Origin of the sequence: Actinoplanes sp. NPDC049802 (assembly GCF_040656595.1) — a bacterium.
Classification (GTDB): Bacteria; Actinomycetota; Actinomycetes; order Mycobacteriales; family Micromonosporaceae; genus Actinoplanes.
In genome coordinates, this window is sequence record NZ_JBFAMR010000043.1 from 1 (window position 1) to 12399 (window position 12399).

The window sequence follows — 12399 nt, forward strand, 5'->3', positions numbered from 1 at the left end:
TGCGGGTGTAGACGAACCGCACGTCCAGCCCGGCGTCCTCACGACCGCGGCGGCGCAGTTCGTCGGCGTAGAGGGCGTCCTCCGGCGTACGCACCGAGTAGATCAGCCGGAACGGCTGCCGGCCGTCGGCCAGCGCACGCGCCCGGATCATCGCCATCAGCGGCACCACCCCGGAGCCGCCGGCCACCAACAGCACCGGCGCGGTCGAGGTGTCCCGCCAGACGAACCAGCCGCCGACCGGCCCGCGCACCTCGATCTGATCGCCGGGCTCGACCACGTCGGTCAGGTACGGCGACACCTCGCCGTCCTCCAGCCGCTGCACCGCGATCTCGGCCGGGCCGTCACCCGGCCACGCCGAGGCGATCGAGTAACTGCGCTGGGCCTGGTAGCCGTCCTCGGCGGTGAGCCGGACGTCGAGATGCTGCCCGGCCAGATGACCGGGCCACTCGGGGATGTCGAGCACCAGCGTGCGTGCCGTCGGTGTCTCCCAGCGGGCCTCCACCACGGTGGCGGCCCGCCAGGTCAGTCGCCGTGATACCGCTGCTCGCGCCATGGGTCCCCGTACATGTGGTAGCCGGCGTCCTCCCAGAACCCCGGTTCGTCCTCGTGCATCATCCGGAACCCGTCCACCCACTTCGCCGACTTCCAGAAGTAGAGGTGCGGGATCAGCAGCCGGGCCGGGCCGCCGTGCTCCGGGTGCAGTGGTTCGCCGTCGTACTCGTACGCGATCCACGCCTTGCCGTCGAGCAGATCCTCCAACGGCACGTTCGTCGTGTAGCCGCCGTAGCTGTGCGCCATCACGTAGTCGGCGGCGGACTCCACCTCCTCGAACAGGGTGTCGATGGCGACGCCCTTCCAGGTGGTGCCGAGCTTCGACCACTTGGTGACACAGTGGATGTCGACCGTGATCTCCTCGGCCGGCAGCGCGGTGAACTGTCTCCAGTCCCACGTGTGCTTCTCGCCGGTCTCGGTGACGATCGTGAAGTGCCACCGGTCCAGCGGGATCCGCGGTGTCGGCCCGGCCGACAGCACCGGGAAGTCGTGCGCGAGGTATTGGCCGGGTGGCAGGTCGGGCGGCGACTCTCGTCGGCGGCCTCCGAAGCCCCGGGAGATGATGCTCATGAGATAGCAGTAAACCTCACGAGCATCACCACCGCGTTGCGTACGTTCAGAGCTTGACCGTGCCGCTGGTCACGCCCTCCACCGATTTCGAGGAGGCCAGCACCACCCGGTAGGCGCCGGACGCCAGACCGCTGATCTTCTGGCTGGGCTTGGCCGCGTAGGTCTTCACGGCCGACCACTTGCCCTTGACCTGACGTTGCAGGGTCAGCTTCTGCCCGGAGGCCCCACCGACCTTGACGGTGAGCGAGCCCTTGCCGGCCTTGCTGGCCGTGACGACCGCCCGGACGGTGTACGCGGACGAGGCCGACGCCTCCTCGGTCTCCTCCGACTCCGGCACGGTCAGCTCCGCCACGAAGGAACTCTTGGCGACGTGGACGAGGGTGTACTCACCGTCCTCGTCGGTCTTGACGTCCTCACACTTCTCGTAGGAGCCGGTCGTCACGCAACGCTCGACCACGTGGCCGGAGAGCGGGTCGCCGGTCGCCGAGTCGGAGACCACGAAGGTGGTGCTGGTCTTCGTCCCGTAGCCGACCGTCTTCGACTCGATGTCCACCAGCACCTCGGGAACGATCACCTCGCCATCCCCGCCGTCCTCACCGCCGTCTCCGTCGAGCGACTCGACGGCGGCCCGCGCATCGATCCGGCCGTTGCCGTAGTCGGTGTCGAAGCCCTCCTCGCCGAGGTCGACGGCGGTGCTCTCCAGTACCTCCTCGACGTCGTCCGGGCCGAGATCCGGCCGGTACGCCACGAGCAGCGCGGCCACCCCGGCGACGTGCGGCGACGCCATCGACGTGCCGCTGTACTCCTCGTATCCGCCGTCCGGGACGGTGCTCATGATGCCGGCGCCCGGGGCGGCCACGTCCAGGTAGTCGCCCTCGTTGGAGAACTCGGCGACCTCGTCCTGGTCGTCGGTGGCGGCGACCGCGATGACGCCTTCGTCGGCGGCCGGGAAGTTGACCGGGCTGCCGTTCGCACGCTCGTTGCCGGCCGCGGCGATCACGGTGACACCCTGCTCACGGGCGTACGCGATGGCTTCGGAGACGGCGTCGACCTGGTCGGCCGAGCCGAGCGACAGGTTGATGACCTGCGCGCCCTTGTCGGTGGCCCAGACGATGCCCTCGGCGGTGTCCGACATGTAGCCGCTGCCCTCGGCGTCCAGCACCTTGATCGGCATGATCCGGGCGTGCGGGGCGATGCCGGCGATGCCCACGCCGTTGCCGGTCACCGCGGCGATCGTGCCGGCCACGTGCGTGCCGTGCCCGTTGTCGTCGAAGTCGCCGCCGTCGGTGTCCTCGATGGCGTCGTAGCCGGCGACCATGTTGTCCGCGAGGTCGGGGTGGCCTGCGTCCACACCGCTGTCGATGACGGCGACCGTGACACCCTCCCCGGTGCTGGACTGCCAGGCCTCCTCGACGCCGAGCTTGCCGAGGTCCCACTGGTGGACCGCGTGCTCGTCGTCGATGGTGGGCGCCTCCAGCGCGTGGCCGCGGACGTCCAGTTCGACGTGCAGGGTGCCGCCCGCCTGCCGGGCCTGGGCGATGAGCTGGGCCGCCTCGGCCTTGTCGGTGGCCACGCGGACCCGGAAGACCGGCCGCCCGTTCAGGTCGCGGGAGGTGGTCACGATCCGGACCGGCTGGGCCGCGGAGACCGTCTCCGGCAGCGTCAGCCCGTAGGTGACCGGCGTGAAGGCCTGGCTTCCGGTGGGGAGCGCGAAGACGCTCACCGCCGCGGCGGTGAGCGCCGCGAGTCCACCGGCGAAGTAGTTCCGCCGCACCTGCATCCGCATGTGGTTCCGCCCTTCGTCGGGTGGCCGCCCGTCCGTGGTCGGCCCGTTGTCGACAAAGGTGAGGCTCGTGAAGTGCCGAGCAGGCGCGGGACGGGTGCGATCGAGGTGCGCGAGGTAGGGTCGGGATCATGCCGTTGACGGGTGAGTACGCCCCCAGCACTTCCGACTGGGCGCGCAATCAGGCAGAGAAGTACGAGGCCACCGGCGGTGCCGAGGCCAACGACATCCAGGGCAAACCGATCATCGTGTTGACGAGCGTCGGTGCGAAGACCGGGCTGCTGCGCAAGACCGCGCTGATGCGGGTCGAGCACAACGGGGAGTACGCGGTCGTCGGCTCGCTCGGCGGCGCCCCCAAACATCCGGTCTGGGTCCACAACATCCGCAAGAACCCACTGGTCGAGCTTCAGGACGGGCCGCTCAAGCAGGACTACACGGTCCGCGAGCTGTCCGGCGAGGAGCGGGAGACCTGGTGGGCGCGGGCGGTCGAGGCCTTCCCGCCGTACAAGGGCTACCAGAAAAAGACCGACCGCCTCATCCCGGTCTTCCTCCTGACTCCGGCCTGATCGAAAAGGAGGGTGGTCACCCTCGGTGACCACCCTCCTTGCTGCTACAGATTGAACTCGCCGTCCTTCGCACCGCCGATGAAGGCTTCCCACTCAGCCAGCGTGAAGGTGTGCGCGGGCTTGCTCCGATCCTTCGTGTCGCGGAGTTCGATCGTGTCGTCTACGCGCCGGATCTCGACGCACGCGCCGTTGTCTCCGCTGCGCGTGCTCTTGCGCCAGGTCTGGTCGAGCATCACAACTCCTATTGCTGGTGGTCCGTTTCGCGGATCTGCTTGATCATTTCAAGCGACGCGGTAGGCGACAACGCCGATGCTCGAAGCTCGTTCAGTACCGTCATGCAGCGCTGCACCTCGTCGCCCTCAGCGTAGAGGTCGCCGGTCAAACCCTCGGTGTAGACCACGTTCGGGCCGGCGGGAAGGTTGAGGATGGCGAAGCTCGACAGCATCGAGGCGTAGGCGCCCTCCCGGAACGGGATCACCTGGATGCTCACGTTGTGTAGCTTCGCCAACTCCAGCAGCGCCGTGAGTTGTTCGCGCATCACGGTGGCTCCGCCGATCTGCCGGTGAAGAACCGCCTCGTCCATGACGGCTACGAGTCGGAGCCGGCCGTCGGTGATGAGCTTCTGCCGCTCCATCCGGGCCGTGACATGTTGTTCTACCGCTTCCGGAGTCGGCCTCCGAGCACCCGAGCTGATCATCGCTCGCGCGTAGGCCTCGGTCTGGAGAAGGCCGGGGACCACGATCGTCTGGAAGTCCTGGATCTCTTCGGCCGCCGATTCAAGGCCGATGTACTGGCGGTAGACCTGCGGTAGGTCGCTGTACTTCGCCCACCAGCCGCGCTGCTTGCCCTCCCGCGCCATCGTGAGCAGAGTTTCGCGCAGCTCGGCATTCTCCACGCCGTACTCGTTGAGCAGCGCATTCAGCGAGGGGCCCTTGATGCCGACCTTGCCAGACTCGATCCGGCGCAGAGTGCTGGCCGTGACCTCGATGGCCTCAGCCGCGCGCTCGGTAGAGATCTTGGCCGTTTCCCGTAGCCGGCGAAGCTGTCCGCCGAGCTGGAATCTCACGAACGTCGGGCTGTCCACCGCCACATTCTGCCCCATCTCGCGATGCTTGATCGACCCTGCATCCACTCGTTTGGGTGACCGTGAACGCGTGCGCGATGTTGACTCGATAAAAATGCGCGCGCAAACTGGCGGGACAGGTGTGGTGGCTAACGGCCCGTGCTGCGGCAGCCACACCTGCCACACTCCACGGAAGGAGAGGCCATGCGAAGGCACCGTGAAGTGCGCGTGTGGTTCATGCCCTGGAAGAAGAGATGTGCTTGTGGCTGCGCCTGGTTTCCCTGCCCGGACACGGTGACCGCTGCGCCTCCTCCGGTGGTCCAGTCCTTGCGTTTGTCGGCCGGACCGGAGAACCCGCGTTGGAACGGGCCGACCGCTCGTTATGCCGCGATTCCCCAGCGAGGAAACCAGCGCCGTCCGCTCATGACGCGGGGTCAGCAATGGCGCAGCCGACAGGGATGACGGCGCATGTTCCGGCTCGACCGTCGTGGGACTGCCTTGCCTGTGAACGGCCCTGGCCATGCGACCCCGCGCGTGAGGCGTCGAAGGCGGAGCACGACCGCGTGCAACTCGCCATGTATATGTGGAACCAACTCGAAGACGCCGTCCACGACCTGCCGCCGACTCCGGCCGCCGAGATGTTCGAGCGCTTCATCAAATGGACGCGCTGAGCTGCTTCTTGTCGGCAGCGGCCGGGCCGTGGGATTCCAGGTGGACGGGCGCGCCCAGGTGGGTGGCGATCGCCTCGCACCAGTCGTCCGGCCGGTACAGGCCGGACGGGCGCGCCCGCCGCAAGCGCTCGCCGAGCCGTTCCTGATGGTCCAGGTCGCGGGCCGGGCCCGGCTCGATGCGGTCCCAGGTTTCGCCGTCCACCTCGTAGGACGTGCAGATCCGCAGGTCCGGGGAGTGGTCCGGGATGTCCAGGTGGGTGATAGCCAGGGCGTCGACGCCGCCGGACACCTCGACCGCGTACCGGTGGGCGAGCGCGTCGAAGTGGCCGACCCGGAAGTCGCCCTGCCACACGTCGCGGCCGTTGTGCGGCTCCGGCAGGTCCAGCGTCGGGTCCTCGGTCACGAACGGGCCCGCACCGTGCCGAGTGGTGTACGTCCTTACCGCGCCGAGTCGCAATAAATCCGGGCATAATGCGAGGGCGTTCGTGAACGTCGTCGTCGACCACGTCGTGTGCGGATGCCAACCTCGCCACTCGTCGAGCAGAACCCCTTGGGCACCCTCGAAGACGCATGGCCCCGAGGCGAGCAGACGGGACGTGTAGGAGGATCCGACGATCCGGACCGCCTCGCCGAATGCGGCGAACGCCTCCACCACATCCTCCAACGGTGGCCCGGGAACGTCGAGCGCGTCCCGGACGGCCGCCAACCGGCGGCGCAACCGGGGCGGGGACAGCACGTCGGCGACTTTCGGGGCATCGGGGTGCTTGGACGCGTACGCCATCGTCTCTCCGACGCCCATGCCGCACGAACCGTGACGAAGCGCGCGCTCCCGGCGGTGGTTGGCGGCGCGATGCCACGGAGTGGCGAGCAGTGCCTCGCCATCCACCGTGAGCAGGTGGTACGGGTTGCCCAGCGCGGCCGCCTCGGCCGACAGCGACAGCGGGTCCACCACCATGAACCGGGTCAGGTGGGTGGGCACGCCGCGCAGCGTGCCCGATCCGAACTGGCTGAACGTGTGATGCCGGCCGTCCTCGGTGATCACGTTGTGCGCGGCCTGCGCTCCCCCGTTGAAGCGCAGGACGGCCCTCTTCGCACCGGTGGCGCAGAGGAAGTCGACGACCGTGCCCTTGCCGGCGTCGCCGTAACCGAGATCGACGACCGCGACGTGCCGCGAGGTCACAGGCGCTGGTTCCCGCCCGCGCCGCCGGCGATCTCGAACGACGACCGCACCACCGGCGTGCGCTGCAACGGGGCCAGCGCCCGGCCGACCGAGCCGCCCGCCGCCGAACCCAGGTCGGTCAGATCCGCGATGCCCTCGTCCAGGTCGATGGCGTCCTCGCCGAGGCCCACGGTCAGCGCGATCGTCTCGCAGACGGCGTCCAGGTCGTCGAGCTCCAGAACGTTCTGCCCGAGCAGTTTGCGCCAGCGCGACAGCACCTCCTTGTCGCCGCTGTGGTGCGCCGCCGTCGGCAGGATGTAGTAGACGTCGTACTTGCGCTTCAGCTCGGTCAGGACGGCCTCGGTCGGGATCGGCTCGCGCAGCTCGTCGCCGATGACCGCCCGCACCTCGCGCGGCTTGACCCGCGGATAGGGCATCTCGTCGCCGATGATGAACAGGTAACCCTTGCGACCCCGGTTGACCAGCGAGTCCAGGATCGTGTGCCGGGCCATGAAGTAGAGCGCCAGCTCGTAGGACTCGTGTTTCTGGCCCCCGCCGCCGCCCTCCAGGACGATCTTCGCGAGGTGCTCGTCCATCCGGTTGTCCGACTCGAACTGGCCCACCTGCAGCGGCGCCCGGTCGCAGGTGGCGTCGCCGATCGCCCCGAACATGATCTGCGGGTCGACCGCGTAGCCCTTCCGGGTCAGCAGCCCCAGCAGCTGCGGCAGCTTCGTCTGAAGCACCCGGGGGACGGTGCCCATCGAGCCGGTCACGTCGAACAGCACCGCGATCGGCGTGCTGAACGGGTGCTCGTCACTGTCCCGGGACTCCCGCATGAACACCTTGCCCGGGTCCAGGTCCGGGTGCACCGTGCGGGCGCCGGAGTCGCTGTACGCGAACGCGCTCCGCCCGGTCGCCGCCCGGAAATCGGCGGCCGCCGTGTAGACGTCGGTGGACCAGTGTCCGCTTCCCATGTCGCTCTCTCCTCAGTTCCGGTACCGCTGGGGGATGATGTCGTCGAGTTCGCCCAGCAGCGCCCAGGCGTCCTGCGGCCGCATCCGCGGCGAGTCATAGGTGCATCCGGCGGCGAACCGCCGCAGCGGCTCGGGCATCCGCGGCCCCATCAGCCGCGTGATCAGCCCGGTCGCCATGTAGATGTCGGTGGCGGGACCAGCGAGCCTGTCGTTCAGCACCTCCGGCGGGTAGGACGGCTGCCGTGCTTTCACTATCGCCCTAGGTCGATGCCCCGCATAGCACCAGTCGATGAGAACCAGCCCGCGCAACTCCCGCTGGATCAGCACGTGCTCCTCCAGAACCGCACCGTGCGTGACGCCGGCCCGGTGTGCCCAGCCCAGCCCGGTCAGCAGCCGCCGCCAGATCCACAGCGCCTCCTGCGGGGTCGCTTCTTTCAGGTGGGCCAGGCTGACCATGCCGTCCTGCCGCTCCAGCACGTTCACCCGCCGCCGGCAGCGCCGCTCGTCCTCATAGACGAACGTCTCGATCAGCCGGGCCGCGTAGGGCCGGAACCGCGGGTCACCGTCGCGCCACAACTTCTGCAGGGTCACGGCTTCGGTCTCGATCAGGTCGCTGTCGCCCGGATGCCGCGGCACCTTGATCACGGCCTGGCCGTCCGCGTACAGCTCGGCCAGGTCACCGTGCGCGAACACCTCACCCATCCGGTAGGCCCGCCGCCGTCCGTGCAGCACCGGCACCGCCGGCTTCTGCTTGTAGAGAGCGGAGAGCTTCGCGAAGGCGTCCGTCGCGGTCGCCCTCCGACCCGCGCTCACCGTGTCCGGATGGACCAGCTTCGCCCATTTCTTGTACGCGTGACCCGCGCGACCCCTACCAGTTCCGCCGTGTTTCTCGAGCTCGCCGCCGGTCTCCCCGCCGTGCAGCAGGTCCCCGAAGCTGACCGCCGCCATGATCCGTGCGACGGCCTCCTCGAACCCGATCTCCGGGCTCCTGACCTCCGGCTTGCTGTCCTCTGTGGTGGACGGCCAGGCCCGGGCCGTGCCCGTCCTGGGGTGATCGGTGACGCCCGTGCCCCGGAATCCGCTCATCTCACCCGGTCCTCCCTCGTCGGCCGGAGCAGCGCCGGGTGCAGCAGCCGGGCGTCGCCCGCCCGGTACAGCCGCGCCCGTGGCCCGCCCCGTTCCCCGCCCCGAGCCGTGGTCTCCCCGGTGCTCTCCACGAACCCCGGAACCGACAGCACCTTGCGATGAAAGTTGCCGGCGTGCAGCTCCTCGCCCCACACCGCCGTGTAGACCTGCCGCAGGTCCCCGATCGTGAACTCGGCCCCGGTGAACGCGGTGGCCAGCGGCGTGTACTCCAACTTCGCCCGGGCCCGCTCCAGCCCGTCCGCGAGAATCCCGTCATGGTCGAAGGCCAGATCCTTGGCCTCCTCCACCGGCACCCAGTAGGCCCGCGCCGCGTCGCTGCCGGCCGTCGGCTCGGGCAGGCTCGGCGCGAACGCCAGATAGGCCACCGACACCACGCGCATCCGGGGATCACGGTGCGGGTCCCCGTACGTTTGAAGTTGCTCCAGATGCACCCGGTCGAGCTCTCCTGTGCCGGGCGTCAGGCCGGTCTCCTCGGCCAGCTCCCGCAGAGCCGCCTCGCCGAGGGTCTCCTCCCGCACGAACCCGCCGGGCAGGGCCCGGTGGCCGGCGAAGGGCTGCTCGCCACGCTCGACGAGCAGCACGCAGAGCCGCCCGCCCCGGATGGTCAGCGCCACGACGTCCACGGTCACCGCGATCGCCGGATAGTCCCGAGGGTCGTACCCCGCCAGGAAGCTCGTCTCGTCCATCGTCGCTCCGGTTCTGCTCGGTCCAAGTCTTACTCGATCTGAGTATTACTCGATCTGAGTGCAACCTAGCGCGCTCGCGGCCCCTCGTCAACACCGATCACATGCCAGGGCGGTAAGTCCGACCTATGGAGTTTTATGCGGATAGAGGAAGTTTCATGATTACGCTTCCGACGGGCGGTCGAGTTCAAACGCCGAACCCAACACCAAACCTTGAAAGAAGGCTCTGGCATGCCCACAGTCCGGAAGAAAACCCTGGTCCGCGCCCTTGGCGGGGGAACAGCATCGGTCGCCGCGGCCGCCTTGGCACTCGTGGCGACGACCGCTCCCGCCCACGCGGCCACCGCCAACCCGATCAGCGGCCCGATTGGCGCCACCCTGAGACTCAACGACGCCTCGATCAGTGGCCTCGGCAGTGGAGTCGTCCCGGCCGTCCAGTTCCGCCCCGACAGCTGCCCCGCCAACTGGACGACACCCACCACCACCATCGTCAACGCGACGACCGTCACCAGGAACGCCGGCGAGATCAGCGTCGTCGTGCCCACCGTGCCGCTCGGCACCAACAACGTGGCGAAGACCTACAACGTGTGCGTGTACCAGAGCGCCATCACCACCGCCACCCAACTGGCCGGCGCCCACGGCGTCTTCACCGTCTACGCCCCCGCCACCAGCAGCCCGCCGAACGGCCCCAGCGGTGGCGGAACCACACTGACCGTCACCTCGCCCAACGCCGTGTTCACCGGCCTCGGCAGCGTCGGCGGCCTCTTCGTCGCCCAGCCGGCGGGCTGCCCGGCCACCAACTCCGGCGGCATCCCGGCGAACGTCATCAAGAGCACGTCCACCGCCAACGCGAACACCGTCGTCACGGTTCCCGTACCGCCCGGCGTCGTCGGCACGATGATCTACAACCTCTGCCTCTACGCCGGCACCACCAGCAACGACGCGCTCCTGACCGCCGCCACCTACGGCGTCGCGCTGCCGTCCGTCATGCTCAGCGCCACCAGCGGGCCGTACGACAGCCCCAACGGCATCACCATCAACAGCGGCACCTACAACATGCTCGGTGGCGTCAGCGCTCCCGGCGTCCTCTTCGTCACCGGGCCACAGTGCCCCATCAACTACGGCACCGGCACCGGCATCATCGGCGTCAACCCGACCTCGATCCGGCGGCTCGCCCAGAACCGGATGGCCGTGACCGTGCCGGGCCTGCCGCTGGCCCCGCAGCGCCAGCCGCAGCAGTACCAGCTCTGCGTCTACAACGGCACCAGCCCCGAGTCCACCGTCCTGGCCCAGGCCGGCTACACCTCGACGATCCTGCCCACCCTCGGCGGCGTCACTCCCGAAGCCGGGCCCACCACCGGCGGCGTCACCGTCACCGTGACCGGCTCCGACTTCCCGACCGCGCCCGGTTCCATCACCGCCAGCCTCGGCGGCACCGAACTCACCAACGTCACACCGATCAACTCGACGTCGTTCACCGCGACCCTGCCCCCGCACGGCGCCGACGACAACGCGACACTCATGGTGACCACGCCGTCCGGCACCAAAGCGCTGCCCGGCGCCTTCGCCTTCCGCGACGCCATCAAGGTGAGCCCCAACACGGCGCCGAACACCATGCCCGCCATCGACGTCTCGATCACCGGCAACGGCTTCTTCGGCTACCCGTTCGGCACCTCCGGGACCGACGCGCGAATCTTCCTGACCCGTGGTGAGTACAACGGGGCCCAGATCGCGCCCGACGTCCGCTCCAACAGTCCGGTCGCCGAATGCGGGAACGTCCTGGTCATCGGCGACAACGAGCTCATCTGCACGCTCAAGCTGAACCGCCGCCTCAACAAGGACCTGACCGGCTTCGTCGATCCGACAACGGCGCCCCGCACCCTCACCCTCGACATCACCACTGTCGCCGGCAGCAGGGTCGTCACCTCGAAGACCAGCGCCTTCACCATCGACGACATCGGCCACAACATCGTGGACAGCACCGGCCTCACCATTCCCAACGGAAGCATCATCACCGACGTGCTCAGCCCGGCCAAGGCGGTCATCTCCGCACCCGCGCTCCTCACCGCCGCTCCCGCCTCGGAGGTCACCGTCGCCATCGGCGGCGCGGTGCGCAACGTCAACACCACCGGATCCAACGGTCTGATCGCCGTTCCCGGCTCCACCACCGTCTCGGTGAGTGGAAGCACCTTCACCAAGGCCGACGTCGGCCGCGTCTTCAAGGACACGCCCGGCGTCACTGACGGCACCACCATCGTGTCGGTCGCACCCAACGGCCGGACAGCGGTCCTCTCCGCACCGGCGACCGGCGGCGGAGCCAACGTCGTCAGCCTCACCGGCCTGTCCTTCACCCAGGGGCAGAAGACCGTCCCGGGTAGCTTCACGGCGGCTGACGTGGGCGCGGTCGTCGGCGCCAACAACGCCGGAATCCCGTTCGGCACCGTCATCGAATCGCTGGACGGCTCCAGCGCCGTGCTGTCCAACCAGCCGGGCCAGACTGTGACGGGCACCGGCACCATGACCCTCACCAGGCGCTCCGTGATGAGCCTGTACCCGGCGACGCCGGTGCTGGAGGGCGCCTACAACCTGACCATCGTCAGCAACGGCTCGGTCGACGCCGAGACGAAGGACCCCGAATACCGGCAGTCCGCCGTCACGAGCGGCTCCACCTTCACCGTCAGCTCCTTCTGATCGCACATCTCGGTGGTCCGGGGCCTTCCGCCCCGGGCCACCGGCTCGTCCGTACCGGCGTCAAGGAAGGTCGACAACCGGCGCTCAGAAAGATCCAGTAATCGGAGATGACGTCGAATTCGCGGCTTCTCGCAACTCGCTAACCCGCCGCGCGCAAACCTCGGCCGGGTTCGGCCCGGGAACGTGAAACCGCCACCGCCCGACGGGCGGCGGCGGTGTCGGCGTGGATCGGTCAGGAGTGCTCGTAGGTGAGGCAGTCCGCCTTGTCGGCGGAAGCGCCCACGGTGATGGCCGGCGCCTGACACTCGAGGTCGTTGTTGTACTTGCACTCGGCGCGCTTACAGGCGCCCACCTGGGCGGTCGCGATGCCGATACCGCCCGAGAGCCCGGAGCCGACGAACGTGCCGCACTCCGAATTCACCTCACCGATGGTGATCGCGAACGCCGTGCAGCCGTCGTGGTTGTAGCCGCAGTCCGTGACGGTGCAGGTCTGTACGCGAGGCATGTTCATCATCTGTGTCACGACGGACCTCCTTCTACT

General features: G+C 68.8%; 12 protein-coding genes. 2 read left to right on the forward strand and 10 right to left on the reverse strand.

Annotation, left to right across the window (positions count from 1 at the left end; all coding sequences use genetic code 11):
* The 3 genes from AB0I88_RS26255 to AB0I88_RS26265 form a co-directional block, all read right to left on the reverse strand.
* A partial coding sequence (locus AB0I88_RS26255) for an FAD-binding oxidoreductase (protein WP_361029816.1) occupies positions 1-553 on the reverse strand: 553 nt, incomplete at its 3' end.
* Positions 523-1122 (reverse strand): sulfite oxidase-like oxidoreductase, encoded by a 600-nt coding sequence (locus AB0I88_RS26260; RefSeq protein ID WP_361029819.1) that lies wholly within the window; start codon positions 1120-1122, stop codon positions 523-525. The genes AB0I88_RS26255 and AB0I88_RS26260, both read right to left, overlap by 31 nt.
* 46 nt (positions 1123-1168) lie before the next feature.
* Positions 1169-2908, reverse strand: coding sequence for a S8 family peptidase (locus AB0I88_RS26265; protein WP_361029822.1), 1740 nt, complete (start codon positions 2906-2908; stop codon positions 1169-1171).
* Between the two features lie 128 nt (positions 2909-3036).
* Here AB0I88_RS26265 and AB0I88_RS26270 point away from each other — a divergent pair, with 128 nt between their 5' ends.
* Complete coding sequence (locus tag AB0I88_RS26270; protein ID WP_361029824.1) at positions 3037-3471, forward strand: nitroreductase family deazaflavin-dependent oxidoreductase; 435 nt, start codon at positions 3037-3039, stop codon at positions 3469-3471.
* A 44-nt stretch (positions 3472-3515) separates the two neighbouring features.
* Here AB0I88_RS26270 and AB0I88_RS26275 read toward each other — a convergent pair whose 3' ends face one another.
* The 6 genes from AB0I88_RS26275 to AB0I88_RS26300 all read right to left on the reverse strand — a co-directional run bounded on the left by AB0I88_RS26275 (position 3516) and on the right by AB0I88_RS26300 (position 9170).
* The gene (locus AB0I88_RS26275; RefSeq protein ID WP_361029827.1) at positions 3516-3704 is read right to left on the reverse strand and encodes a DUF397 domain-containing protein; all 189 of its coding nucleotides are present in this window, start codon (positions 3702-3704) and stop codon (positions 3516-3518) included.
* An 8-nt stretch (positions 3705-3712) separates the two neighbouring features.
* Complete coding sequence (locus AB0I88_RS26280; protein WP_361029830.1) at positions 3713-4573, reverse strand: helix-turn-helix transcriptional regulator; 861 nt, start codon at positions 4571-4573, stop codon at positions 3713-3715.
* A 615-nt stretch (positions 4574-5188) separates the two neighbouring features.
* Positions 5189-6385 (reverse strand): adenylosuccinate synthetase, encoded by a 1197-nt coding sequence (locus AB0I88_RS26285; RefSeq protein WP_361029833.1) that lies wholly within the window; start codon positions 6383-6385, stop codon positions 5189-5191.
* Positions 6382-7338 carry a hypothetical protein gene (locus AB0I88_RS26290; RefSeq protein ID WP_361029836.1) on the reverse strand — a complete coding sequence of 319 codons (957 nt, stop codon included), beginning with the start codon at positions 7336-7338 and terminating at the stop codon, positions 6382-6384. Before AB0I88_RS26290 ends, AB0I88_RS26285 begins: the two co-directional genes overlap by 4 nt.
* A gap of 12 nt (positions 7339-7350) precedes the next feature.
* Positions 7351-8424 carry a molecular chaperone DnaJ gene (locus AB0I88_RS26295; RefSeq protein ID WP_361029839.1) on the reverse strand — a complete coding sequence of 358 codons (1074 nt, stop codon included), beginning with the start codon at positions 8422-8424 and terminating at the stop codon, positions 7351-7353.
* Positions 8421-9170 (reverse strand): NUDIX domain-containing protein, encoded by a 750-nt coding sequence (locus AB0I88_RS26300; protein WP_361029842.1) that lies wholly within the window; start codon positions 9168-9170, stop codon positions 8421-8423. The genes AB0I88_RS26295 and AB0I88_RS26300 overlap by 4 nt, the downstream gene beginning before the upstream one ends.
* 228 nt (positions 9171-9398) lie before the next feature.
* On the opposite strand from AB0I88_RS26300, the gene AB0I88_RS26305 reads away from it, so the two are divergent.
* Positions 9399-11858: an IPT/TIG domain-containing protein gene (locus AB0I88_RS26305; protein WP_361029845.1), complete on the forward strand. Its 2460-nt coding sequence runs from the start codon at positions 9399-9401 to the stop codon at positions 11856-11858.
* Between the two features lie 232 nt (positions 11859-12090).
* Here AB0I88_RS26305 and AB0I88_RS26310 read toward each other — a convergent pair whose 3' ends face one another.
* Positions 12091-12381, reverse strand: a complete 291-nt coding sequence (locus tag AB0I88_RS26310; RefSeq protein WP_361029848.1) for a DUF1540 domain-containing protein — start codon at positions 12379-12381, stop codon at positions 12091-12093.
* Positions 12382-12399 lie beyond the last annotated feature (18 nt).